Here is a 26,489-nt window from a genome sequence, read left to right as displayed (position 1 = left end):
CCGTGAATATATATTATCCTGAACATCTTTGGCTGCTCCTAATCCTGATTCCCCTGATTTTGTTGTTGATTTGGCAAAAAAGGCGGCGTAGTAAACGCTTCGAACGCTTTGCAGACCAGCATTACAGCCAGCAATGGCTGAGCCAACATTCCCCCTTTTTCCAAACCCTGAAATACGTTTTACTGATGCTGGCATTGGTTTTCATCGTTTTCGCGCTCTTGCGCCCGCAGTGGGATTTTGAAGACCGGGAACATGAAAGCAGCGGCATGGACGCCATTATTTGTCTGGATATTTCGCTCAGCATGGACGCCACAGATATGATGCCTTCCCGCCTGCAATGGGCAAAACTCCAAACTGCCGCTTTTATCCAAAAACTGAAAGACGACCGGGTGGGCTTGATTTCCTTTGCTGGAAACGCTTTGATGGAATGTCCTCTCACAGACGACCATGAAGCTTTGACAATGGTTTTGAGCGGGCTTGGCACCTCCAGTGCTGTGCGTCCCGGCACGGACATCGGCGCCGCTTTAAACATGGCGGAGAATAGCTTTGTGACTTCCGGAGGCAACGAAATTGTGTTGCTCATCACGGATGGGGAGGACCTTCAACGCCAGGGTGTGGCTCAGGCTCGGCGTTTGGGCGCGCAGGGAAGACGCGTTTTTGTGATGGGAATTGGCACAGAGGAAGGCGCTTGGGTGAAAAACCCCGCCACAGGTGAGAAAGTTTTGAGCAAACTGGATGTGGAAACCTTAAAAAAGATTGCGGCAGTGGGGAATGGTGAGTTTTTCATGGTTTCACCCGCCCAAACTGAATTGCATGCCGCTTTCGAGCACATGTCTCAAAAAGCGGGAAAATATCGAAAAAGAACCGAAACCGCCATGAAAGACCAATTTGCCTTCGGGGTTGTGGCAGCCTTGCTCCTGCTTTTGGCGGAAAGCCTGATTCTGCCTCTGCGTCCCAGGGAGAAGCGCTCATGAAGCTGCGCAAACTCAATCCCATCCAGCTTTCGGTAATCATTTTATGCCTGCTGATTCTGGCTTTTCTCGCTTTTGAACTTCTTTTCAAAAACAAGGTCTATCGTCATGCCAAAGCATCTTCCAGCTATCAAAAAGAGGATTATTCCACTGCGGAAAAGATTTGGGAAAAAGCGCGTGGCGGCTCCAAAGACCCAATTCCTGAAAATAGCTTGGGGAAGGCGCAATATCGCCTCGGAAAATATCAGGAAAGCTCAAAAAGCCAGGCGGAAGCCATAAAGAAAAACAAGGAATCCTCCCGCTGCCATTTTGACCGGGGAAATGCTCTTTATCGGCAGGACGATATGGATGCAGCGCTGGAAGCCTATCGCGAAGCGATGTTGCTGGACCCTGATGACCACGACGCCAAGTCAAATTATGAATTGGTGCTTTACCGTCAAAAATATGAACCGCCTGAGGCTTCGAACGGCAAACAGGACAAGCCTCAAAAGACCCCCGAGCCTGAAAAAAGTTCGCCAGAAAACACGGATGAGCAGAACAAATATAGCAATCAACTGGACGCACTTGACCAGCAGGAAGCGCGTGACAGGCAAAATCAAAGCTCAAACAAACGCTTTAAAGATGGAGGAAAATGGTGGTAAAACGAATTCTTCCCCTGCTGCTGATTTTGTTTGGCATGCAGGTTTTGACAGCCCAGGATTTGAGAGTTTCCTCTTCGCTGAAGCAAAACAGCATCACCATGAACGACCAGCTTGAGCTCATCCTTCATGTCCGTAGCACTGCGGATTTTAATCTCAGAGCGCCCGAAGCACCGATGGTCAGCGGTTTCAGCTTCCGCAATGTGGTCAGCAGCAGTTCCAGCCAAGTTTCCTGGGTTAACGGTGTGAAATCCAGCTCCTTCACCAAAATTTTCACCTATTTTTACATGCCGCAAAGAAAGGGGACTTTTTCCATACCAGGCTTCAGTTTCAGCCACAATGGAAGAAACTATGCCACAGGCGAACAGCGGATTAGGGTGGAGGATGCGCCGCCCCCTTCTTCGCAGCAACAGCATAGCTTTGACCCTTGGTTCGACCCCTATTCCGGGCTCTATCCAGAGCGCAATTCCAGCGGTGGCGAAACCATGTTGCTCTGCATTCCTGGCAGTCATAGCGTTTGGCAGGGCGAGCCGGTTGTGGTTTCCTGGTATCTCTACACCGAAAATCGGGTCGATTCCTTTGAAACTTTGATGGAAAAAGACCATCCGGGCTACGGAAAAACCATTCACGAACAGCCGCGAAGCTTGAATTATGAAGAGGTTAAGCATAAGGACAGGCGTTTTCAGCGTGCCCTGATTAAACGTTCCATTATCTATCCTCAGCAAAATGGCAGAATTAAGCTGCCCACACTTTCGGGAAGGGTGAAGTTTTCCGGCTGGCAAAGCCATCTGAATAGAAATGTGGATTCCGAGGATACCTGGCTGGATGTGAAGCCTTTGCCGGCGGGGAAACCAGCGGATTTTTCCGGTGCGGTGGGAAGTTTTAAGGTCAGCCAAAGTTTTTCAAGCTCCAAAATCAGTCTGGGAGAAGCCTTGACCTGCACCATAACCATTTCCGGCAGGGGCAATTTTGGCCAATTCATCCCGCAACAATTCCCCAAAATTGATAATTTCCAGATTTCAGAGCCGGGTGTCGAAGACAATCTGAAAAATGCCATCGCTGGAACCCGGCGCATTGTTTATACGCTAATCCCCAGAGAGACTGGCGATTATGAGATTCCTGGCGCTGTCTTCAGTTGGTTCGACAGCTCAACTGGTTCCTACCAGGTTTTCCGGGGACAGAGCATCGTCCTTAAAGTTAAACAAGGCAACGTGTTGTCCTATTTTTCCGGGCTTTTGGAAAGGCATCAGCCCCGAACCCTCAACCCCTTGCTGGAGCGCGAAACTCATCCCAATTTCAAGGTTTATGCAAACAGCACCTGGTTTTGGCTGGTCATCGCGCTTTGTCTGCTGTCCTTGATTTTGGCGGGGTATTTTGCCCATGAACAGCGTCTGCGCCGGGAAGACCCAAGCCTTTACGCCCAAAAAACAGCCAACCGTGTACTCAATAAATATCTGCGCCAAGCCACAGACGCTGCGGACAGGCTTTCGCTGGATTTCTATCCTCTGGCAGAAAGCGGGCTAACGCAATATCTGGCAAATAAATATGGTGTTTCCCGCAGCTTGAGCACGAGTGAAGTTATCGAGCTCTTGCAGCTACAGGATTTGCCCTCCCACTTGATTGAATCCCTGGAGGCTTTTTTCCTGCTTTGCCAAAAAGCACGCTATATGCCGGGTGGCGCCGAAGCCGCAAACCTGGAGGATGGCTTGCTCAAATTACGCTCTCTGGTTCAGGCTTTCAGCCGCCATCGTCCTGAAAACAACGGTAAAAACAGCATAGTGGTGGAGGAATCGTGAAAAAGCTATTATTTGTCTTGGCTCTTCTTTGCGCATCGCTTTTTCTACCAGCGCAGACCATCACCGCCTTGGATGATTCGCTTTCTCAAACTCCGGCTGTAAATGCGGAGTATTTCCAAACGCTTGAAAAGCTGGATAAGATTGCGGCACAAGGGGTTCGCAATGCCGACCTCTTCCACGATATCGGTGTTTGCCACTTCCATTTGGGAGAACAGGGCGAGGCTGTGCTTTGGTTTTTGCGAGCGTTGAACCTTGATTCTGCTCACAAACCTTCCCGTCAAAACCTGGAATATATCAGTTCCAGCCTGCCTTCCGAGCAGGAGGAAACCCATGAGCCTTATCTGGTTCAGCTCTTTTTGGGAATCTGGAACTTCTTTTCCTTGAACCGTTTGGCGATTGTGGTACTGATTCTGGCGGTGCTCACCACGCTCAGCCTGCAGTTGCTTTTCTTTTATCCGCCCCAAAAAGAACGCGGTCTCCCGGTTTTGGCGGTGATGATTTGCGTGATTTTGCTTCTTGTTTCCGGCATCGCGTTGGGAGTCAAAAACCATCGCCATCGTCATAATTCCAAAGCGGTTGTGTTACGCGAAGCGGAACTGAAAACCCAGGCCAAAAACGGGAAAGCCTTCCGAGTTCTTTCGCCCGGAACCGTGGTGGAAACCAAACAAAACGGCAGTGCCACCATGCAGGTGATTCTGCCCGATGGCGTGGGCGGCTGGCTTGACAAAAAAGATGTCGAACTGGTTGTCCCCCAAAAGATTCGATAAAGGAGTTATGAAATGCCCAAACCAATTGTTTTTGTGACCCGAAACATACCCAAACCCGGATTGGACAAGCTGGAAACAGTGTTTCAGCTACGCGTCCACGCCTCCGATAAAGCCATTGAAAGAAGCGAACTGCTTGCCGCCGTGCGGGATGTGGATGCCCTGCTTTGTCTTTTGACCGATACCATCGATAAAGAGCTCATGGACGCCGCTCCTCGCTTGAAATGCGTTTCAAACTATGCCGTGGGCTACAACAACATTGATGTGGACTATGCGACTTCCAAAAATATCGCGGTTTGCAACACTCCCGGTGTACTCACAGAAAGCACTGCTGATTTGGCTTGGGCCTTGCTGATGGCTTGCGCGCGCAGGGTTGTGGAAGCCGACAGATACCTTCGTGACGGTCTTTTCACCGGCTGGGAACCGCTGCTTTTTCTGGGAAATGACGTCTTTGGCAAAACTTTGGGCATCATCGGCATGGGTCGGATTGGCCAAGCCGTGGCGCGACGCGCGCAGGGTTTTGGCATGAAAGTTTTGTGGCATGGTCCGCGCCCCCAGCGGGAAGATTTGCCGCCAGAATACCAATGGACGGATTTGGAAACCCTTTGCAAGGAATCCGATTTTATCAGCATCCACGCGCCGCAAACTTCCGAAAACCACCATCTTTTGGGAGCCAATGAACTCGCTTGGATGAAGCCCAGCGCCATTCTAATCAACACCGCCAGGGGTGCCATCGTGGAAGAGGCAGCCCTCATTAACGCACTGCAAACAAAGGAAATAGCTGCCGCCGGTTTGGATGTTTTCGAGCGTGAACCCAAGGTGCCTCAAGCCTTGATGGATTTGCCCAACGTGGTGCTTTTACCCCACATCGGTTCAGCCAGCATCGAGACCCGCAACAAGATGGCTCTCATGGCGGCGGAAAACGCCATCGCCGTGATTCTGGGCAAGAACCCGCCCGCCAGATTGAATTGAAACCAGGGTAAAAATAAAAAAAGCATTGACGAAAACCGCCCTGCCAGATTTATGCGGAACTAACATAAAATGCAAAGGTTAACAAGATGAATCCGGACAAAAAAACCACATCCAACAAGCCCAAAACCCGCAATGGCGGCATTTTGAGCGCAGTGGATAAACTTTTGTTCCCACCGCTTTGCCTTGCCTGCGGCTGCCGGATTGATTCCGCGTCCCAGGTCTTGTGCGAGCAGTGTCAGGAGCGTCTTGTTCCCATCTTGGAAAATTATTGCCTGAAATGTGGCTCGCCTTTGGAAAATTATAATTGCGAAGCCTGTTCCCATCTGGATTTTGTTTTTGATTTCGCTCGCGCGGCTTTTGTCTATCAATCTCCCACCCGGGAGCTTGTCCACAGCCTGAAATATGACTCTCTGAACTCCCCAGCCGCCTTTTTCAGCCGTGCTTTGATGGAAATCCCCGCCGCAAATCGTTTTGGCGCACGCTTTGATTGCGTGTGTGCCATTCCGCTGCACCGGGTTCGCAAGCGTGAACGCGGCTTCAACCAAGCCGAGCTTCTGGCACGCAAACTGGCATCAATGCTGGGTTTGCCTTATGTCCAGCCCATTTATCGGCGCGTTTACACCCGCAGCCAGACAAACCTGAGCCGCCAAGCCAGGCTGGAAAACCTTGCCGGAGCCTTTGCGCTGCGTCGAAAATCGGATATCGCGGGCAAGCGGGTAATTTTGGTGGACGATGTTTTTACCACTGGCTCCACCGTGAATGAAGCCTCCAAGCTTCTGAAAGATGCCGGCGCCGCCAGGGTTGCGGTGCTCACAGCAACCAGGGCGGTTTAAAATGAAAAAGCAACATCAGGAAATCCTCGGTTCCATCAGCCCGGATGAAGCCAACAACATGATTGAAAAGGTGGCGCGCTTCATCGCTGAAAGACAGCTCGGCTCCGCGGGAATCCTGCTTTTGGAATCGCTGCATCCCCTGCATGGCATTGCCAGCCAGGCGATGTATTTCATTCTGCCCTTTGCGGAAATGGTTTTCGATTCCCAAAAATATCAAACATTTGCCCTCATGCTCCAGGAAGGCGACAACCTCAAACGCCTCATCAAACGCATCGATGAACTGGACGAAGAAATAAACCGCGAACGCCGCGCCCAGTCAAGGCTTCGCACCAAAAGACGCAAAAATAAACGCCGCGCCTTTTTCAAAAAGTTATTTTCAAAAAAAGATAGATCAGCTGAATAAGCGGAGGTATAATGCAATACGACGAAAAACGCCTGACCCGGATCGTTGCCACGGACTGCGGCAGCACGACCACAAAGGCAATTTTGATCGAATGGGTGGATGGCGAATATCGCCAAACCATCCGCGGCGAGGCGCCCACAACGGTGGAAGCCCCGCTGAACGACGTTACCAAGGGTGTGATAAACGCCACTCAAGAGCTGGAGGAACTGGCGCGGCTCAAGTATGACAACCCCAATATTCGGTTCATGGAAAACGGCAGGTTTGTGATTCCCCGTGATGGCGATGTTGGCGTTGATGCCTACGTTTCCACCTCTTCCGCTGGTGGAGGTTTGCAGATGATGGTCACCGGTGTGGTGGCTTCCATGACCGGAGAAAGTGCCGAACGCGCGGCTTTGGGCGCTGGAGCCATCGTGATGGACCTCATTGCCAGCAACGACAAACGCATGAACCACGAAAAGATTGAACGCATCCGCGAGCTGCGCCCAGACATGATTCTGATGGCAGGCGGCGAGGATGGCGGAACCGTGAAACACGTGGTGGAAATGGCGGAACTCGTCAGCGGTGCCGACCCCAGACCGAGGCTGGGAGCGGGCTACAAGCTTCCCGTGATTTACGCTGGAAACAAGGAAGCCCAACAGCACATCAAAGATTCACTGGCAGAAAAGGTTGACCTCATCGTGACCGACAACATCCGCCCCAAGCTGGAAAAAGAAAACCTCGGCCCCGCCCGTGACAAAATTCACGACCTTTTCATGGAACACGTGATGAAACAAGCCCCTGGCTATAACAAACTCATGGAATGGTGTCAGGGTCCAGATCATCAAAGCGTGCCCATCATGCCCACACCCGCTGCCGTTGGAAACATCATGCAAACCATTGCCAGAGAAGAAAATATCGAGGTTCTTGGCGTGGACATCGGCGGCGCCACCACTGACGTCTTTTCAGTTTTCACCGAAGAGCATATCTTCAACCGCACCGTGAGCGCGAACCTCGGCATGAGCTATAGCATCTCCAACGTTTTGGCATCCGCCGGCTTGGAAAACATCATGCGCTGGGTGCCGCTGGACATCGACGAAAGCTATCTGCGCAACATGATTAAAAACAAAATGATTCGTCCTACCACCATTCCTTCCCTTTTGGAAGAGCTGGTTTTGGAACAGGCCATCGCCATCGAGGCTCTGCGTCTGGCTTTTGAACAGCACAAGGAATTTGCCAGCAGCCTGAAGGGAATGCAGCGCCAGCGCGACATTTCCGAAGCTTTCAGCCAGTCCACTTCCGGCGACACGATTGTGGACATGATGAGCCTCGACCTTCTGGTTGGCAGTGGCGGTGTGCTTTCCCACGCTCCCCGCAGACACCAGACCGTGATGCTGCTCATCAACGCTTTCTTGCCTGAAGGCGTCACCCGTCTCGCTGTGGACAGCATTTTCATGATGCCCCATCTCGGCGTGCTTTCCGAAATCAGCACCAAGGCTGCCACCGAAGTTTTCAAAAAAGACTGCATGGTCTATATGGGCAGTTGCGTTGCCCCGGTTGGCAAGATGAAGGTTGGCAAACCCGCTTTGCATGCCAAGCTGGAGCTTCCTGACGGCAGCATCTGGGAAGAGGAAATCCCCTTTGGCGAAGTGCGCCTGGTTCCCTGCGGAGTTGGCGAAGTTGCCAAAGCCAGCCTCAAAACCCATGGCGGCCTCATTTTGGACGAAAACAAGAGCAAGGAATTGCAGGTTGATTTGCACGGCGGCATCGTCGGCATTGTTATTGACACCCGTGGCAGAAGGCCTCTGGTTATCCCAACCGAGCGCGCTGAACGCATCGCGACCCTGAAAAAGTGGATGCGCGCATTCGAAGTTTATCCAGACAAGATATTGCAATAGGAGGAAAAAATGGCACAAGCATACTCAGCCGGATTAACCGTTACCGAAAACATCATCCTCAGAAAAGAGCGAATTCTCCCCCTCAAAGGCAAGGTCTTGGTCAAAAAAGGCGACCACGTGAAAGCCGAGGACGTCGTTGCGGAAACCCTGCTTCCAGGCAAGGTTTTGCCCTTCAACCTGGCAAACAAGCTGGGCGTGACCCCTGCCCAATTGGAAAACTTCATCAAGATTGAGCCCGGACAGCAGATTGACAAAACCACCATCCTTGCTGAAACCAAAGGTTTTTTGGGAACCGGTCTTTTCAAAAATGAAGTGCGCTCTCCCGTTGAAGGCGAGGTGGAAAGCATCTCCGCCGTCACCGGACAGGTTCTTTTGCGCGAGCCCCGCGTTCCCATCCAGGTGAAAGCCTTCATCGATGGCATCGTGACCGAAGTTATTGAAGACGAGGGCGTCGTCATCGAAAATAAAAGCGCCTACATCCAGGGCATCTTTGGCATCGGCGGCGAAACCGTTGGCGAAATCAAAACCCTGGCTCCCGCGCCCGAAGCGGTTATTTCCGCTTCCGACATCGGGGAAAACTGTGCCGGAAAGGTGATTGTGACCGGAGCCTTTGCCTCGCTTGAGGTGATTGAAGCCGCCCGCGCCAACGGCGTTAAAGCCATCATCACCGGGGGCATTGATGACCAGGATATCAAACAAATCCTGGGTCACGATATCGGCGTTGCCATCACCGGCCATGAAAACATTGGGCTCACCATCCTGGTGACGGAAGGCTTTGGCAAAATCAATATGGCGCGCAAAACCTTCGACCTGCTCAAACAATTCGATGGCCACAAATGTTCCATTCATGGCAAAACCCAAATTCGCGCCGGCGTCATTCGCCCAGAAATAATCATCCCGCTCAAGTTCGATGAAAAAGAACTGGTGGTGGATGAAGCGGCAATGCCCACGCTGGAAATCGGAACCTTGATTCGTGTGATTCGCCAACCAAATTTTGGGCGCATCGCCAAAGTGACCGCCCTGCCTGAAGAACTCACCAAGGTGGAATCCGAAACCTTGGTCCGCATCCTGGAAGCCCAGTTTGAGGATGGAACAAAGATGGTGCTTCCCCGTGCCAATGTGGAAGTGATTGAAACCTGAACCATCTCCAATTGATAATCTGAAAGCCCGGAAAGCCTCCGGGCTTTCTCTTTACTCATGACAATTTCTGATATGAGCGAGCCTGTTGTTTTTAGGCGCGCAGTGCCCTAACACTTTGTATCGCCAATGATTAGCCTTTGAAACATAAGGGAGACATAAGGCGGCAAGAAGGAAGCACCAGGTTTTCCCAATATAGACGGACTTCTAAAGCCTGCCCCCAAACCTGCTCCGCTCTTGCTTCTGGCTCAACAGTAACCGCATTTCATCCCCTGAGCATCCCATCTTTTTGGCGAGTTGATAATGAGGCATGAACGAGGCACAAATGAGCCAAAGCCAAGGGCGGATTAAGGGTGCATCCTGTTTCACGATATGGGTGAACATATCAAGGGTTGAATGATAAAAGAGCGGAAAGATAAATAATCCAGTTCCCGAAATGGAATCGGGGAAATCCCCCAGCCAGATTTAGCTGTTAAGTTCCCTTATTTGAGGGCGTTACCAATCTGCATCCCCGTAATTTTTCCAGTTTACGAGACGTCAAAACGCGGATAAAAGTCTGTTAGCAGCCATGAAAACTACTTTTCATTTGACAAAATCTGCCTTTGGTGGAGTTTGGCGCAGATTGAGCGGGTTTTGCTTGCATCCCGGCGGGAACATTTCTGTGCCTGTCAAAAAAGCATTATCCGTGAAAAATCCAAAAATATCAAAGGGAGTCTCAATGCGGACATTTGACGCCATCCTTCCATATTTGAAGAAGAGCTATGGCAAAATACTGGGCGGGATAGTGTTGCTGATTTTGGTGGACGTGGTCCAGCTCATCACGCCACGTGTCATGCAGAAGGCCATCGACGGAATCCAACAGCGCACGGTTACCCAAACCGGTTTAATCTGGGTTGCTCTGATAATCGTTGGATTGGCTGTGGCGGTGATGGTTCTGCGATATTTTTGGCGCGTTTTAATCATTGGAAATTCGTATATGATTGAAAAAAATCTGCGCCAAGATTTCTACAACCACCTGCTGAGGCTCTCGCAAAACTTTTTCAACCGCAGCAAAACAGGAGATTTGATGGCGTATGCCACAAACGACCTGAACGCGGTGCGAATGCTGTTTGGCATGGGACTGATTGCCGCCATGGACATTATTCTGATGTCGGTGGCATCCTTTGCTTTCATGGGTTCAATCGACTGGCGCCTCACAGCTTTGGCGGTGATTCCAATGCCCATTTTAACCATCACCATCACGGTGTTTGGGAAAAGAATGCACAAGAGCTTTTTCCGGGTGCAAAAAAGCTTTGCCACTCTCACGGGCACCATCCAGGAAAGCATTTCCGGAATCCGCATCGTGAAAGCCTTTGGCCAGGAAAAGCCGGAATTGGAAAAAGTGGATGATGTTTCCTGGGACTATGTGCGCGAAAACATCCGCATGGCGAAAATCGCCGGGTTTTTCCACCCCTTCCAAAACCTCATCATCAGCCTTTCCATGATTATCACGCTATTTTTTGGTGGACGAGCCGCCATTCGCGGTGATATCAGCATCGGACAGTTCGTGGCATTTTTCTCCTATCTGGGCATGCTGGTTTGGCCGATGATTGCCATCGGCTGGATTGTGGACATGTATCAGCGCGGAACCGCGTCCCTGAAGCGTTTGAACGAGATTTTTGAAACCCAGCCGGAAATCAATGACGACGAGGCAGATCACAGCATCAAGACGCTGCGGGGCGAGATTGAAATTCGCGACCTCAGCTTCCGTTATGGTGAAAATCTGCCGCTCATTTTCGACGATGTGAGCACTTCCCTGGAGGAAGGAAAAACCATGGCGGTGGTTGGACCCACTGGTTGCGGAAAAACCACACTGATCGAGCTTTTAATCCGCATCTACAATCCTCCCAAAGGCAGCATCCTCATTGATGGACACCCGCTGCATCGTATTCCGCTGAATGTTTTAAGGCGCGATGTGGTTCTGGTGCCGCAGGATATTTTCCTGTTTTCAGATTCCATTTCCGATAATATCCGCCTCGGCAGCCCGCAAACCAGTGATGAGAAAGTTTATGAAGCGGCAAAGCTTGCCCAAATCTATGATGAAGTGATGGAGTTTGACCACAAATTCGATACCGTCATCGGCGAACGCGGCGTCACCCTTTCCGGTGGGCAAAAACAGCGTTTGGCGATTGCCCGTGCCCTGCTCACAGACCCGCAGATATTGATTTTGGACGACGCGCTTTCCGCAGTGGACACCAAAACTGAACGTTTTATCCTGCAAAAACTGATTGAAACACGCAAGGGGAAAACCACCATCATCATCGCCCACCGCATTTCCAGCATCCAACATGCTGACCACATCATCGTTTTGGGCGATGGCAAAATAACCGAACGCGGAACCCATAACGAACTGGTTGCCCAGGGTGGATTGTATCACGATCTCTATGAAAAACAACGCATCCGGGCCCGCCTGGAAGGAGAAGAGTTATGATGGGCGGCGGACACGGGCGCGGTGGCGGCTTCGCGGAAGACGATCTGAAGAACAGAATTTACGATAAACGCCTCTATGGCAAAATGTTGCGTTATCTGATGCCCTACCTAAAATGGGTAATCATCTCCTTTGTGATTCTGATGGTGGTGGCTGGAGCGGAACTGGTTCAGCCCCTCATCCAGCAACGTGCCATCGATGACTACATAGTTTCGGACAAAACCATCGCCATCTTCACCGATGAAGCGCGCGTTGATGCTTTCTTGGATAAATACAAGCTCTTGAAACTGAAGAAGATGGCAAGCGAAGATAAGTTTTTTGTGGTTATTCCCAGCAAAGAGATGAACAAGATAAACCGTGTGGATTTGCAGGAGCTGAGACAAAAGGGAATAATCGCGGATTCAAAAGTTTTCCTCATCAAAGACAAAGCTTCGAACATCACCATCTTGAACAAATATATCAAGGAAAACAAGCAACCACAAGGAGGCGGGGAAAAGCTGACCGGCTGGTTCAGGGTCGGGGATAAACAAATCGCGCTGGCCAGGGAAGAACTGGACAAAATACCCTCAACCGAACGCATCCAAACCCGAGCGGAAGCAGCCCACAGCCTCATTTGGCTGGCGTTGGCGTTTTTGAGCATCAGCATCCTGCGTTTTTTGGCAGGTTATTTCCAGATGGTGATTACCACCACTTTCTCCCAAAAAGCGATGAACGACATGCGCCACGACGTCTTTGCCCATCTCCAGCGCATGCCGGTGCAATATTTTGATAAAAACCCCGTGGGCAGGCTGGTCACCAGAGTCACAAACGATATTCGCGCCATCGATGAAATGCTTTCCTCAGGTGTAATCACACTGTTTCAAGACGTGGTGCTGATTATTGCCATCGTGGTTTTGATGTTGGTTTTGGATTGGCAATTGGCGTTGATTAGTTTTGCCATTTTGCCGTTGGTAATCTGGGTTATCCGGGAATTCCGCAAACGCACCAGGGTTCTCTATCGTGAAGTGCGCAAACACCTTGCGGCGCTGAACGCCACCCTGGCAGAGCATATCGGTGGCCAAAAAATCATCCAGCTTTTCAACCAATATTTCCACAAGCGGGATGAATTTTCGCGCATCAACCAGGAATATTATCTCACCTCGCTGAAGCAGATGAAACTGTTTGCCTTTTTCCGCCCGATCATCCACGTGAGTTCACAATTTGCCGTGGCACTTATCATCTGGTATGGAGGCGGCCAAATCCTGCGAAATGTGATTACAATCGGGCTTTTAATGGCCTTCACACAGTATATTTCCAAGCTGTTCCAGCCCATCAACGATTTCAGCGAAAAATTCAACATCCTCCAAGGTGCGCTGGCTGGAGCCGAACGCATCTTCGACCTGATGGACCTCGAGCCTGAAGACTATCGAGGTGAATTGGTCAGCGACGTGAAACTGCAGGGTGGGATTGAATTCAAAAATGTTTGGCTGGCCTACAATCCCGGCGAATGGGTGCTCAAAGATGTGAGCTTCAAGGTTCAGCCCGGAGAAAAGATTGCCCTGGTTGGCCACACAGGCAGCGGCAAAACCTCCATCGTGAACCTCATCCTGGGAATGTATCCCTATCAAAAAGGTGAAATCCTTTTGGATGACAAGCCGCTTTCAGACTACGCTTTGGAAGACATCCGCAAAAACGTGGGCATCGTGCAGCAGGACGTTTTCATCTTCAGCGGTAATATCCACGACAATATTGCCCTGAACAACCACGAAATGAGCCGCAAGCAAATCGTGCAGGTTTCCAAGTATGTGAACGCCGATAAATTCATCTGTAAACTGCCCCAAGGCTATGACGAGCCTGTTATGGAACGCGGCGCCACGCTTTCCACCGGTCAGAGACAGCTCATTGCTTTCGCCCGGGTTTTGGCTTATGACCCATCCATTTTTATCCTGGATGAAGCCACCTCAAACATCGACACAGAAACGGAACTCCTGATTCAGGATGCCCTGGCGAAACTCATCCAAAATCGCAGTTCCATCATCATCGCCCACAGGCTTTCCACCATCCAGCATGTGGACAGAATCATCGTTTTGCACAAAGGCAAGATTGTTGAAGAAGGCTCTCATTTCGAGCTTTTGGACCATAAAGGCCTTTATTACGATCTTTATCGTCTTCAATATACATGATGGCTAACTTTATGTCCAGCATGATTTAACCCGCCTTGTTTTCAATGTTGGCGTGGAATGAAAATTGCTTCAAACTTTCTTGGATGAAAAAACAGATTGACAAAAAAGACATACATAGTCATGAAGGAAAAAAAGTATTAACTCTCTTGATTCATAAGGAGGATCAATGAAAAAGAACTGGCTGTTAATTCTGGCCCTTACCTTGGTCACAGCCGTGTTTGCCGCCGGCGCAGGCCGTTATGAGGTAATCGCATGGCAGGAAACCTTTGAAAACGGTGCCGATGGCTGGACTCACTTCGATGGAAGCGTCCCGCCAAACAACTGGCACATTTACAACTATGGCGGTGCCCAGGGCAACGTCTGGTGGATGGGTGACCCCGATCTTGCTCAAGGCAGCAACATTGGCGGTTATGACAACCACCAATACCTGGTTCTGGACACTCCGGCTCGCAACATCACTGCGGCCAACGCCACCCTCACTTTCAAAATGGCCCTCGCTGTTGAAGATCCAGGCGTCAGCGACCAGTGGGATGGCTGGGATTCATTCAATCTCCGCATTTCCACAAATAACGGTGCCACCTGGAGCGTGCTCACAACCGTAACCCCCGCCTACGACTTTACAAACTCCTACGCCTTCGGTTCCGAACACGGTGAAGGCGAAGGCATCCCCGGCTGGGGTGGCATCCACGGTCCTTGGGAAACGGTCACCGCAGACCTTTCTGCTTTCGTTGGCCAAAGCGTGAAAATCCGCTTCGCCTTCGCTTCTGACCCGGCGTATTGCACTGCCAACGCCCCGCACCTTTTTGGCGCGATGGTGGACGACATTTCTTTTGGCGGCTACACCAACAGTGGTGTGGATGATGGCCAAATGACCTGGGCCAGCATGGTCCCCGTTGGTGGAGATATTTGGCATCTGGATACCCATGCCGCTGCTCCTTCCCCCACCCACGTGATGAATTGTCAAAATGCTCAGGGAACCTACAACATCAATATGTATAACTACCTGGTGAGCCCTCCCATCGAACTTCCCACCGAAGGCGACATCCGTGCCGACTTCATGATTCGTGGTGAATTTGACGACCCGGGCACCTTCCCGAACATCGACTATTGGGGCTGGGAAATCTCCGCTGATGGCGGTGTTTCCTGGAACGCGATGAGCAACCCCTATGGCAGTGCCACTGGCACAAACTATGTCTATTCCGACGCTCCGGACACCTGGATGTCCATGGTGGGCGCCTATTCCCTCGATGGCCTCATCTCCGACTATGCCGGCTACACAGTGCAGTTCCGTTGGTATTTCCAATCCAACGACAACGCGCCCATCGGCACTGGCATCATGATTGACGACGTGACCATCTACAACGATATCTTCATCGCTCCTCCAGACAACCTGGCAGCCTCTGTTGAAGGCAACGACGTCACCCTGAATTGGGAACAGCCCGGTTCCGGTGGTGGCGGTGGCGAAGAAGGCTGGCTGCACTACGACGTCGAAAACTCCGGTAACGCCATCGGCACAAGCGGCGCGGTTGAATTCGCAGTGGCAGCGAAATGGGATCCGATTGGTGAATATGGCATCAACGACTACGTTGGCATGAACATCACCAAAATCAAATTCTATCCTGCGGAAGTAAACTGCAACTACACCCTCCGCATCTGGACTGGCGCCGCTGGCGCAATCGCCTACGAACAGGCTGTGCCAAACCCCGCCATCAACCAGTGGAACGAAATCACCCTCACCACACCCTGGACCATTCCCAGCCAAACCCAGATTATGGCTGGCTACAACGTCAACACCCAGACCGGACATCCCGCTGGCTGTGATGACGGTCCACACGTTCCCGGATATGGAAACATGATGTATTGGCAGGGAAGCTGGACCACCCTGGCAAACGTAAGCTCTTCTCTCACCTACAACTGGAACGTCCGCATTTACGTGGCAGACGCCGATGGCAAAGAATATGTCCTTGGCTATGGCCCCGTGGAATATGAAGACAATCCGATTTGCAACGACCCCTTGGTTTTGAGCCACAATGAAAACAGAAACAGAGCCTCCGGATTCAAAATCTATCGCAACAACATCGAAATCGACGAAGTTGGCGGAACCGTTCTCACCTACACCGACATGAACGTGGAAGGTGGCTTGCACACCTATTATGTCACCGCCATGTATGGCGCGAATGAATCCACCGCCTCCAACGCGGTGAGCGCTTTCGTGTTGCCCGAAATGCACGCTGAGCTCTATCATGACGATGGAACTGCCGAAGAAGGCATCAACGTTGGCTCCACCAAGCAGATGGCTGTGAAACACAATTATGACCGCGCTGCAACAGTGAAGTATGCCAAAGTCTTTGTCCACACTCTCGGCTCAGCTGGAATCATCGTTCGTGTGAATGACGACGACGGCGCCGATGGCATGCCTGGCACGCAATTGGCTCAATATCAGTTCCCCGCCTCCTCCGTTGTGGAAGGCTGGAACTGGATTCAAATTCCCCCAACCGAAACCGACGGCAGCTTCTATCTGACAATTCTCGAAACCGCGAACGCTTCCGCCATTGGATTGGACACCTCTTCAAATGGCTATAGCTTCAAGAAGATCGGCACCGACTGGGATCCTGTCACGACCGGCGAAATCATGCTCCGCGCCATTGTGGAATATTCAACCGCCAACGACGACAACGTGACTCCCGTTTACGTGCTCGACGCCGTGAACTATCCCAACCCCTTCAACCCTGAAACCACCATCGCCTACAGCATTCCCAAAGCCGGAAATGCCAGCCTGAAAATCTACAACACCAAAGGCCAGCTTGTCCGCACCTTGGTGGACGATGTGCGCGATTCCGGAAATCACAGCGTTGTGTGGAACGGATGTGACAATGAAGGCAGAAGCGTCTCCAGCGGACTGTATTTCTATCGCCTCAGCAGCGATGGCAACACTGTCACCCGCAAGATGCTGCTTGCCAAATAACTAAAAATCAACGGCTTCAAAGCCAATCAATACGGGGAGCGGCCAACCCGGTCGCTCCTCTTTTTTAATATGAAAAAATCGGGGTTGACAAATCCATGCCCCCTCCAAATGATTGAACCTTCAAAGAACACGATAGGAGATTGAGTGCAAAAACGCCTGACTTTCACCCTGCTCATCCTGCTGCTTACAAACCTGTATGCCGCCACCGTGAGCGGTTTTGTGACCCGTGCCGACAGCGGCGAACCCATCCAATTTGTGAACGTTTCCGTAAGCGGCACAAAGATTGGCACTCAAACAAATAAACAGGGTTACTATGTCATCTCGCTGAACCAAACCGGCACTTTTCAACTGAATTTTTCCCTTGTCTCCCATCAACGCGAAAGCCAAAACATCACCGTCCGCGCGCTTTCGGATGAGATAACCCTGAACGTCCAGCTCACAAAAAGCTCTGTGGAACTGGGCAAAATTGTGGTGACCGCGGAAAGCGAAAAAGGCATGGATGGTCCCGTGATTAGGGCCAGCTCCATCAACCGTGGCAGGGAGGAAATCCAAAACGTTGTCTCCACCGCGGAAGCGGACGTTTTCCGAGCCGTGCTCACCCTCCCGGGCGTGATGCCCATTTCGGATTTCTTTTCCGGGCTCTACATCCGGGGCGGTTCACCAGATGAAAACCTCATCCTGCTTGACGATATCGATGTTTACAACCCCAGCCATCTGGGCGGGCTTTTCAGCACTTTCAACACCGACGCCGTGGAAAACGTGGAACTGATTAAAGGCGGCTATCCCGCAAAATATGGCGGACGGCTTTCCTCGGTTCTGGACGTCACAAACCGCCAGGGAAACAGGGTTGAACACCACGGCGTGGGACGCCTAAGCCTGATTTCCAGTTCCGCCACCCTGGAAGGACCCTGGAAACTTGGCAGCCAAAGCGGCTCCTACATGGCATCCTTCCGCCGCACCTATCTGGAATTGCTCAAAGCCATTTACGATGCATTGCCAAATTATTATTTCTACGATGGCCACGCGAAAGTGAATTGGGATATCAACCCCGCAAACAAGCTCAGCTTCAGCGCCTATCTGGGACGTGACGACATGATCTACGATTTGGGCAGCGTCCTGGATGTCGATTGGGGAAACAAAACTGTCTCCGCCCGCTGGATGCACCTGTTTTCACCCCGGCTCTATTCAAACTTTGTGGTGGCAGGAAGCCAGTTCAACAGCAGCATGGGCCAGATTTCCGCGGATGGCGAAGAAACCATCTTTGGCAGCGACAACTTCATCAAAGACCTCACCACCCGCGGCATATTCAATTTTAAACCCAACAATAGCCACGAACTGGAAGGCGGTTTCGAACTGAAATACAACGATACTTCCCTGAAAGTGGAAACCTCCTATCAGGTTGACCCCAGCGGACTTCCAGACGCCAAAATCTCTTCGCTCACCTCCTCGGTTTTCCTGCAGGATAGCTGGGTGATAAACCCCTTGTGGACTCTGCAACCAGGCTTGAGGGCAAACTGGTATCAAACCCTGAAAATCCATCCGCCCCAGGTTCCCGCCGCTTCCTACTTCAATCTGGAGCCGCGGCTTTCCTTCAAATGGACTCTGGACGCCGGCGAAGCCATCTACCTGAATTTTGGCACCTTTAACCAATATTTGGCATTGCTGTCCATGGATATAAGCACGCCCTTCGACGTTTGGATTCCAGTGGAAGGAACCATGCCCCCAGCCAAGGCGCTACATTATATTATTGGCTACAACAGACGTTTGGGCAGGCATCTCGCCCTGGAAACCGAAGTCTATTACAAGGACTATAAAAACTTGCTCCAGCTCGACTATAACACGTTTTTCAACTGGAACAACGAAACCGGCACCCTTTCTGACGCCATGCGTTCCGGAACCGGACATGCCCTGGGCTTCGAAGTGCTTCTGCGCAACGATTGGAACGGCCTGGAAGGCTTCGCGGGCTACACCTTCAGCCGCGCCCGCCGCAAAATCGATGGCATGAATCTTGATCCCCTCACCGGGGAACCGCTTCCTTTTTTCCCCCGTTTCGACCGCAGCCACAGCCTCACCGTGGTGGAAAACTATAACATCAGCGAAAACACCGGCTGGCAACCTTTTGGGGCGGATTTCAAACTGGGGCTGAATTTAAGCTTCAATTCCGGTCAGCCTGTGGAAATTCCGGAAAGAATCTATTTCGATGGCGAAAACTTCAGCATCATCTATAGCTATAAAGATGGTCAACGCCTGCCCAACTATTTACGTCTGGATATGAGCGCCAAACTGCAGTGGCACAATCGCTGGGGAACCATTGAACCCTATTTTGACGTGATTAACATCTTTAACCGCAAAAACGTCAGCTTCCGCAGCTACAGCCTTGAAGCTCAAGAAGATATGACCTTAAGTCTGCAAGCTCAGGATGGCAACCAGTTTCCCATCCTGCCTTTTCTGGGAGTGAACATCACATGGTGAAAAAGCTTTCCTTCGCGCTTTTCCTGTTGCTTTTTGCCCTCACGGCCTGCCAAAATACCAGCGGACCGCGCTTTGAAGGCGAAGTCCACACTCTTGCCGGCTTGCTCGTGGCAGGCAAACCCATTGGTCTGGAATACCCGGTCTATGTGACCCGCAGTTCCACCATCGAAAACTTTAATCCTTTGGAGCTTTTCGTTTGGGACGCCGAAATCACTGTCCGGGACTTGGATACCGGGCTCGAATTTGAACTCAGCCCCGCTCTTCACGATTTTAAATTCAAATATATCGACACGGCGGAAAACATCATCCAGCCTGAACACCGCTATCGCATCGAAGTCAGAATCCCCGGCTTCGATAAACTCATCAGCGCAGAAACCACAGTCCCACCCTGCATCCATGCCGAACCAAATCCCTGGAACACAAATCCGCCCGGAATCGGCTGGTCCTTGGACGCCAACACCCAAAACGAGATTCAATTAAGCCGCATCGACAGCGATTTTCCCGCCATTGTCAATACCGGCATCCATTCCGGCACCATGTATATGGCGGTGGAAACATACTGTTTGGAAGATTTTAGCACCGAGCTGGAATATACCTCACCACTTTTGGAAGATACGCAACCCTCAGCCGAAATTGAAGCTGCCTACAATGCCGGACGCCCCCCACGCCGCATCAACATGATGTATCGATTCAACTCCGCCCCGTTGCCCGACCTGCCCGACAACTACATTGTTTTAAACAACTATTCCGTTGCCTTCTTTTTCTATGGCCGCTATCGTCTCCGTCTCAGAATCGTGGACGAAAATTATTACAACTATAACTTCATGGAGGAAGGCTATTTACACGGCGGTGTGAACAACGCCCTGGGCTATTTCGGTTCCGCCAGTTCCATAGATATGTTCACCTGTATCGTGAAGTAGGATGCAACCTTAATCCGCCCTTGACCCTGGCCCATGTGTGCCACATTCATGCCTCATTATCATCCCGCCAAAAAAATGGGATGCTCAGGGGATGAAATGCAGTTACTGCTGAGCCAGAAGCAAGAGCGGAACAGGCTTGAGGGCAGGCTTTAGAAGGCCGTCTATGTTGGGGAAACCTGGTGCTTCCTGCTTGCCGCCTTATGTCTCCCTTATGTTTCAAAAGCCAAACATTGGCGATACAAAGGTTTAGGGCACTGGGCGCCTGAAATCAAGAGGCTCGTTCATATATTGATGCGAGGTAACTCTATGTTTGGAAAATCAAAAAGACATCCAGGAATTATTCCACACCGGCATCTTCGAACTTTGTGTGTTCCTTGAAGCGAGTCATTTTCAGGAGGCCGAAAAAGGAATCCACTGCGCTGTAAAGAACTGGTATCACGAACAATGTGATGAGAGTGGCAAAGCTGAGCCCAAAGGCAAAAGTCACAGCCAGAGGACGCCACACCTGAGAGGAAGGATCGGTGGAAAAAACCAGGGGCAGCATTCCAGCCACGGTGGTGGCGGTGGTCAAAATGATGGGACGCAGCCTGGCTGAACCGCTGTTGATGATTGCGTGCCAGCGATCGGCGCCCTGCTCTCTTTCCTGGTTGATAAAATCAATCAGCAGAATGGCATTGTTTACCACCACACCAGCCAGTGCCACCAGTGAAAGCATAGTGTTCAGCGAAAAGGAAAGCCGGGTGATTAGTAGCCCAATCACCACGCCGATGAAAGCAAGCGGGATGGTTGCCATCACGATCAGCGGCTGCACATAGCTGCGGAACTGTGAGGCAAGGATGGTGAAAATCGCCAGTAAAGCAATCAGGAAACCGATTCCCAGAGAGCTGTAGGATTCGTTTTGATGTTTTTGAACACCGCCGAATTCCATGGTGTAGCCTGGGAAGCGCTGTTCAAAGTTTGCCAGCGTGCCCTGTGTGGAGCGGAGTTTGCTTCCGCTCAGGATATTCACCACTTCCTGAGTGCTGCGTTTTTTGCGGGTTTTGCCTTCGTAATACTCGCCCACGGAAGCGGTTACGGAAAGAACGCGGTCTCCATTGTCGTGAGTAATGCGGGAGATGCTGCTGCCGATGTCAAAATCCGCCAGTTCGCGGATGGGAACCAGCATTCCTGTGCGGCTTCTCACTTTGAGGTCTTTCAGGGTTTCAAAATCCTGGGTATAGCGGTCGTCCAATTTCACCACAATGGGAATTTCGTCCACGCCGTTTCCGCGAAAACGGGTTACTTCACTGCCCGCGCTTGCCAAGCGGATGGCAGAGGCAACCTGGGCAACGCTGAGCCCATACATGGAGAGCCTTTCCTGGTTCATCACGATGCGGGCTTCCATCTTGCCGGGGTCGTTGCTGTCGTCAATATCTTTGACACCGGGTATCTTTTTCAGGCTGGATTTCACCACATCACTGATATAGACCAGGCGCTCCAAGTCTTTGCCTTTAATGCGGATATCCACATCCTTGCCCAAGGGCGGACCGGCTTGGGAAGTGCTGAATTTATAATTGTATAGCCCGGGGAGCGTGTCCAGATATTCGCGGATTTCATTTTTGATTTCTTCGTGGGTGGATTTCATCTTTTTAAGCGGGACAAGATCGATTCTGAGGCCCGCGTTGGAGGTTTTGTTTTCCCGTATGCCCTGGCTGCTGAGGGAACCAACGTTTGAGACCACGAATTCGATATCATCCTTGTGTTTCAGCGAAAGAATCTTTTGTTCCACGAGGCTCACCACGCGGTTTGTTTCTTCCAGCGATGTGCCCAGCGGCGTATATAATTCCAGGCTAATGGTTTGAGAGAGCGAGCCGGGGAAAAACTCGAACCGGATGGCGCCACTGAACAACACCAGAATAGAAATAAAAAGAAGTAAAAGCGTTCCGCCCAAAACCCAGCCGCGGTGTTTCAGGGCACGGGTTATCACCTTGCGATAAAATCTGTTAATAGGCCGAATCATGCGGGTGGTACGGTCTTCACCTCCAGAAATGCCGCGTCCGAACTGATATACGTTTGTGGGCAAAATCACCATGGATTGGAACCACGAAGCCAACAGCGCGACGCTGACCACGATGGGAAAAACCGATAGAAATTGACCCATGATGCCGCCTGTGAGCAGCATGGGCATAAAAGCCGCCACTGTGGTCAAAGTGGATGCAAAAACGGGGGAGATGATTTGGTCTACTCCGGACACGATGGAAGCGCGATGATCCAAGCCCATTTCCTTGTGCCGTTGGATGTTTTCCAACACCACGATGGAATTATCCACCACCATGCCCACCACGATGATGAGAGCGAAGATGGTGAAATTATTGAGGGTTACGCCAAAAAGCGGCACTATTATGAAAGTAATCAGCAGGGAAAGAGGGATGCCGGTTGAGGCAAATGCGGCATTGCGCCAGCCCAAAAAGAGCAGCAAGGCGCCAAAAACCAGCAGGATGCCCATCAGAGCGCTGTTGCTGAGAGCGCCGATGCCATTTTTGACGTCGATGGAGCCGTCATTGCGCACGCTAATTTTGGCTCCGGGATGGGATGCTTCAAATTCTGTGATGTATTCCCGAACCCGTTCCATCACTTTGATGATGTTGCTATCGCCTTTTTTATATAAGAAAACGCTGATGCCTTCCTGGCCGTTAAGCTTGGCAATGGTTTGGGATTTTGAAAGGGTATCGCGCACGGTGGCAATGTCGTTGACAACGATGGAACGCCCTGATGCGTCGGAAGTTAAAATCATCCTGCCAATCTCGTCCATGGAGTTGAATTGCCCCAAAGCGCGCACCAAAAATTCGGTGTTGCCATATTTTGCGGTGCCGCCGGGAATGTTCAGATTGCGTCCCTGCAAAACGGCGGAAACATCGGAAAGACTTAACCCGTATGCATCTATCCTGGCTTGGTCCACATCCACCCAGATTTGGTGGTCACGGGCGCCAATCAATTCTGCTTTGGAAATATCCGGCAATTTCAAGATACCATCGCGCAGCTCATTTGCCAGCTCACGCAGAGCGAGAGGTGTAAAATCCCCACTCACAACGAGTTGGGAGATGGGGTTGAGTTCGCGCATGCTGAGCCTGATGATGACGGGGTCCATCGCTTCGCTGGGCAAATCGTTTATCTTGCTCATTTCGCGGGTCACCAGGTCGTAGGCTTCTTCAGAATCCACACCTGTTTCGAAGGAAACGATAACCGTGGAGCTGCTTTCTTCGGTTATGCTTTCGATGCTGTCCAGCTTGGGAAGATTGTTGAGGCCTGTTTCCACCTTGTTTGTAACAAGTTCTTCCATCTCCTGAGGCGAAGCGCCGGGATAGACCACCACAACGATGACGCGGCCAAATTCCACAGCGGGAAACTCTTCCCGGGGCATGCGAACCATGGAAATCACGCCCATAATCACAATGGCAATCACCAGCATGTTAATCAAAACGGAGTATCTGATTGAAAGGTCAGCAATTTTCATGGTTTAGTTCCTAACCTGAACTTTAGCTCCATCCTCAAGGTTGTCCGCGCCGCTGGTGACGATGCGGTCTCCCGGTTTCAAACCGCTTTCGATGATGGCGAATTCTCCGATTATCTTGCCCAGCGTCACTTCACGTTTGTGCGCAACGTTCTTTTTATCAATCACATAGACATAGTATTTGCCAAACTCCGCCTTGAAATTTGTGATGGTGGAATAAAGCATTTCCGAGTGGGTTTCGGTGAGAATTTTGGCGGTTACCACCATGCCGGGCAAAAGTCCGCTGGGGTTGGCAAGGTCGATTTCGAGAGGATAGCTCGCGGAGCCGGGTAAAGGTGTGATGCCAAAGCCTGATACGGTGGCTGAAATGGGTTCCTTGCCGGGGTAGATAATGGTTGCTTTTTGCCCCCGGCGCAGCTTGGAAATCTGGCTTTCTCCCACTCCGGTTCTGAGGACGAGGCTGCTGGCGTTGGTGATGGTTACAACTGGCTGTCCCTGCGCAACAAACTGTCCCGTCGCGATATAAAGGTTTGTGATGGTGCCTGCTTCCGGAGCTGTGAAATATGAGCCATCCATGCTGCTGCGAGCTGCTTCCAGACCCGCTTTCGCGCCGTCCAGCGAAGCTTTCGCGCCCTCGTAGGCACTGATGGCGTTGTTGTATTCGGCTTGGGAAATGAGGTTTTTGGCGCGCGATTCCTCGGCGTAATTTTTGTTTCGTTGAGCCGTGTCGAAGGTCGCTTGGGCAGAGGAAAGCCCGGCTCTGGCTTGATCCAGTCGATATTGATAGCCTTCATTTTCCATTTTGCCGATGCGCTCTCCGATATTCACGTGGTCGCCCAGTTTTTTATAAAGTTGCAGGACGCGCCCGGAGGCGATGCTGCTCATGGTGACGTTGGAGATGCCTTCAAGTTTGCCGTGAACGGTGATAAAATCGTCCAGCGGTCTCAGGCTAAGAGTTTCCACCGTAACGGGTTGCGTTTCATCATCGGTTTTTTGGTCGCTGTTTTTGCCGCGTTTGCAGGAGGATAATCCGAGCAATGCGATGACCAGGATGATTAAAATGTATCTTTTTTTCATGGGTTTGCTCCCGAAATTATTATTGCATCAAGCTGTTGTGGGGTTTCAAAAGCCAGAACCTGCATCAGAGCGATGCGAGCCTTGTGGTAATCAAACACCGCGTTGGAATGGGAAATCCTCGCTGCGGAAAGCATCAGTTCCGCGTCCAGCAGGTCTTTGGAAGAGATGAGCTCCAGACGAAAGCGTTCCTGCAGTTGCAGATAGCTCTGTCTGGTATAGTCCAGAGCGACAGAACTTGCCCGGAATTGCTTCGCGGCTCCCACCAAGTTTAAAACCGCGGCTTCTGTGCCCAGCAAGATGGCGTCGGTGGCGGCTTTGGTTTCCAGAAGTGCTTTGCGGTGGGTTAATTGGGCTTTTTTATGTTCAGCCACGCTGCCAAGCTGGGGAAGCAGAGGCAGGGAGGCTGTCAGCATTATCTGGTTGGAATTATTGAACTTATAGCGGTCGAGTCCATTTTCATTGAAATTGCTGCTGCCAACAAGCATTATGGTGGGCAAAAACGAGCCTTTGGCAATCTGCATGCCGCGGCGGGAAAGCTCCAGACTGCCTTCCAAGGCTTTCAACGCGCTGCTGGTTTGTTTGCTCTGGTTCAGCGCGTTTTGGCTGAGGTTTGCCACTTCATCGGCTCCATAGCCGTCCAAAATCATCAGAATTGGGTCGTTGTCGATTTCAGGAAGCTCCTGTGCCAGAGGAAGATAGTCCAAGTCCAGCATGTTTTTAAGCTGAAGACGGGAAAGCTGTAGAGCTGTTGCAGATTGGAGAATCTTCACTTCCTTGGAGGCGAGCTGGCTTTTGAAAAGCAGAAAATCGGCATTTGAAAGCAGGCCGTTGTCATACTTTATCTGGGCGATTTCAAGATTCAGAGAGGCGGATTGTCTGTCCAGTTCCGCTATTTTTTGCAGGTCCTGCGCCTGGAGCAGGGTCAAAAAGAGGGTGTTGACATTGGTCATCAGGCTCAAACGTTCTGATTCGAGGCCGATTTGGGACAGTTGTTCTCCCAGTTTTGCCATCTGATATGCCTGCCAAGCTCTGCCACCCATAAAAATTGGCTGGGTGAGCGTGAGGCCAAACTGGCGCATATCCTTATTCAGGACGACGGGGCCAAAGCTGGTTTGCACGCTTTGCGCCGGGTCCATGTAAATCCATGCTCCGTCAAGCTTTAGAGAGGGCAAAAAGCTGCTCAGTGCCACGTTTGCCGTTTCGTGGGTGATTTCAGCTTCTGCGAGCTTCGCCTGCCAGGAAGGGTTGTTCTCCAAAGCCAGTTGCAGCGCCTCTTCCAGGCTGAGTTTCTGTGCCCAAAGCGGGGCCATCAGGATCAGAATCAGGATGAAGAAAAGGCGTTTAAATCCATTTATTTGCATATTAAAATCCATAATATTCAGTGTTAAGTTTGTTCACGTTTCTGATAGCGGCTATTTTGTCAAGTTATTTTTCCAGAAGTTCATATTTGGAGGGTGCAGGATAATCCGCCCTCAGCTTCACTCTTGATTCCAAAAAGAGAGTTCGTTCATAGACATTTGTGAGTCCCCCGTCCCAGAATCGGGCTGT

The 26,489-nt window shown here is 51.1% G+C and carries 17 protein-coding genes; 14 read left to right on the top strand and 3 right to left on the bottom strand.

The genetic code is table 11. The features are described 5' to 3' along the window. The first annotated feature begins 2 nt into the window (after window positions 1-2). The 14 genes from GX135_03110 (at window position 3) to GX135_03045 (ending at window position 20,374) form a co-directional block, all read left to right on the top strand. On the top strand, window positions 3-974 hold the full coding sequence (locus tag GX135_03110) for a VWA domain-containing protein (GenBank protein ID NLN85081.1): 972 nt from the start codon (window positions 3-5) through the stop codon (window positions 972-974). Then, window positions 971-1,612, top strand: coding sequence for a tetratricopeptide repeat protein (locus GX135_03105; GenBank protein ID NLN85080.1), 642 nt, complete (start codon window positions 971-973; stop codon window positions 1,610-1,612). The genes GX135_03110 and GX135_03105 overlap by 4 nt, the downstream gene beginning before the upstream one ends. Beyond that, window positions 1,606-3,405 (top strand): protein BatD, encoded by a 1,800-nt coding sequence (locus tag GX135_03100; protein NLN85079.1) that lies wholly within the window; start codon window positions 1,606-1,608, stop codon window positions 3,403-3,405. The genes GX135_03105 and GX135_03100 overlap by 7 nt, the downstream gene beginning before the upstream one ends. Beyond that, window positions 3,402-4,172, top strand: a complete 771-nt coding sequence (locus GX135_03095; GenBank protein ID NLN85078.1) for a hypothetical protein — start codon at window positions 3,402-3,404, stop codon at window positions 4,170-4,172. The genes GX135_03100 and GX135_03095 overlap by 4 nt, the downstream gene beginning before the upstream one ends. Window positions 4,173-4,184: 12 nt before the next feature. Continuing rightward, a complete protein-coding gene (locus GX135_03090) occupies window positions 4,185-5,141 on the top strand; it encodes a D-glycerate dehydrogenase (GenBank protein NLN85077.1) in 957 nt (318 codons plus the stop codon). 86 nt (window positions 5,142-5,227) lie between these two features. Then, window positions 5,228-5,974: a ComF family protein gene (locus GX135_03085; protein NLN85076.1), complete on the top strand. Its 747-nt coding sequence runs from the start codon at window positions 5,228-5,230 to the stop codon at window positions 5,972-5,974. A 1-nt stretch (window position 5,975) separates the two neighbouring features. Further along, entirely contained in the window at window positions 5,976-6,377 is a 402-nt protein-coding gene (locus GX135_03080) for a hypothetical protein (GenBank protein ID NLN85075.1), read from the top strand. Window positions 6,378-6,388: 11 nt separating this feature from the next. Beyond that, entirely contained in the window at window positions 6,389-8,251 is a 1,863-nt protein-coding gene (locus GX135_03075) for a methylaspartate mutase (protein ID NLN85074.1), read from the top strand. 9 nt (window positions 8,252-8,260) lie between these two features. Further along, window positions 8,261-9,391 (top strand): hypothetical protein, encoded by a 1,131-nt coding sequence (locus tag GX135_03070; protein ID NLN85073.1) that lies wholly within the window; start codon window positions 8,261-8,263, stop codon window positions 9,389-9,391. A 715-nt stretch (window positions 9,392-10,106) separates the two neighbouring features. Next, entirely contained in the window at window positions 10,107-11,858 is a 1,752-nt protein-coding gene (locus GX135_03065) for an ABC transporter ATP-binding protein (protein ID NLN85072.1), read from the top strand. Further along, the gene (locus tag GX135_03060; GenBank protein ID NLN85071.1) at window positions 11,855-14,017 is read left to right on the top strand and encodes an ABC transporter ATP-binding protein; all 2,163 of its coding nucleotides are present in this window, start codon (window positions 11,855-11,857) and stop codon (window positions 14,015-14,017) included. Before GX135_03065 ends, GX135_03060 begins: the two co-directional genes overlap by 4 nt. Window positions 14,018-14,183: 166 nt before the next feature. Continuing rightward, window positions 14,184-16,982, top strand: coding sequence for a T9SS type A sorting domain-containing protein (locus GX135_03055; GenBank protein NLN85070.1), 2,799 nt, complete (start codon window positions 14,184-14,186; stop codon window positions 16,980-16,982). Window positions 16,983-17,126: 144 nt separating this feature from the next. Further along, complete coding sequence (locus GX135_03050; protein ID NLN85069.1) at window positions 17,127-19,454, top strand: TonB-dependent receptor; 2,328 nt, start codon at window positions 17,127-17,129, stop codon at window positions 19,452-19,454. Further along, window positions 19,448-20,374: a DUF4249 family protein gene (locus GX135_03045; protein ID NLN85068.1), complete on the top strand. Its 927-nt coding sequence runs from the start codon at window positions 19,448-19,450 to the stop codon at window positions 20,372-20,374. Before GX135_03050 ends, GX135_03045 begins: the two co-directional genes overlap by 7 nt. Window positions 20,375-20,711: 337 nt before the next feature. Here the strand turns inward: GX135_03045 and GX135_03040 are convergent, their stop codons facing one another. The 3 genes from GX135_03040 to GX135_03030 are packed head-to-tail and all read right to left on the bottom strand — an operon-like array spanning window position 20,712 to window position 26,302. Next, window positions 20,712-23,867, bottom strand: a complete 3,156-nt coding sequence (locus tag GX135_03040) for an efflux RND transporter permease subunit (protein NLN85067.1) — start codon at window positions 23,865-23,867, stop codon at window positions 20,712-20,714. A gap of 3 nt (window positions 23,868-23,870) precedes the next feature. Then, window positions 23,871-24,941, bottom strand: coding sequence for an efflux RND transporter periplasmic adaptor subunit (locus tag GX135_03035; protein ID NLN85066.1), 1,071 nt, complete (start codon window positions 24,939-24,941; stop codon window positions 23,871-23,873). Then, the gene (locus GX135_03030; GenBank protein ID NLN85065.1) at window positions 24,938-26,302 is read right to left on the bottom strand and encodes a TolC family protein; all 1,365 of its coding nucleotides are present in this window, start codon (window positions 26,300-26,302) and stop codon (window positions 24,938-24,940) included. The genes GX135_03035 and GX135_03030 overlap by 4 nt, the downstream gene beginning before the upstream one ends. Window positions 26,303-26,489 lie beyond the last annotated feature (187 nt).

Source organism: Candidatus Cloacimonadota bacterium (genome assembly GCA_012522635.1).
Taxonomy (GTDB): domain Bacteria; phylum Cloacimonadota; class Cloacimonadia; order Cloacimonadales; family Cloacimonadaceae; genus Syntrophosphaera.
This window is presented reverse-complemented; position numbering and strand designations above follow the sequence as displayed.

Excerpts from the sequence above, each read along its gene's own strand:
- GX135_03105 (NLN85080.1), top strand. The coding sequence starts at position 971 with ATGAAGCTGCGCAAACTCAATCCCATCCAGCTTTCGGTAATCATTTTA.
- GX135_03090 (NLN85077.1), top strand. The coding sequence starts at position 4,185 with ATGCCCAAACCAATTGTTTTTGTGACCCGAAACATACCCAAACCCGGA.
- GX135_03085 (NLN85076.1), top strand. The coding sequence starts at position 5,228 with ATGAATCCGGACAAAAAAACCACATCCAACAAGCCCAAAACCCGCAAT.
- GX135_03080 (NLN85075.1), top strand. The coding sequence starts at position 5,976 with ATGAAAAAGCAACATCAGGAAATCCTCGGTTCCATCAGCCCGGATGAA.
- GX135_03075 (NLN85074.1), top strand. The coding sequence starts at position 6,389 with ATGCAATACGACGAAAAACGCCTGACCCGGATCGTTGCCACGGACTGC.
- GX135_03070 (NLN85073.1), top strand. The coding sequence starts at position 8,261 with ATGGCACAAGCATACTCAGCCGGATTAACCGTTACCGAAAACATCATC.
- GX135_03065 (NLN85072.1), top strand. The coding sequence starts at position 10,107 with ATGCGGACATTTGACGCCATCCTTCCATATTTGAAGAAGAGCTATGGC.
- GX135_03060 (NLN85071.1), top strand. The coding sequence starts at position 11,855 with ATGATGGGCGGCGGACACGGGCGCGGTGGCGGCTTCGCGGAAGACGAT.
- GX135_03055 (NLN85070.1), top strand. The coding sequence starts at position 14,184 with ATGAAAAAGAACTGGCTGTTAATTCTGGCCCTTACCTTGGTCACAGCC.
- GX135_03045 (NLN85068.1), top strand. The coding sequence starts at position 19,448 with ATGGTGAAAAAGCTTTCCTTCGCGCTTTTCCTGTTGCTTTTTGCCCTC.
- GX135_03040 (NLN85067.1), bottom strand. The coding sequence starts at position 23,867 with ATGAAAATTGCTGACCTTTCAATCAGATACTCCGTTTTGATTAACATG.
- GX135_03035 (NLN85066.1), bottom strand. The coding sequence starts at position 24,941 with ATGAAAAAAAGATACATTTTAATCATCCTGGTCATCGCATTGCTCGGA.
- GX135_03030 (NLN85065.1), bottom strand. The coding sequence starts at position 26,302 with ATGCAAATAAATGGATTTAAACGCCTTTTCTTCATCCTGATTCTGATC.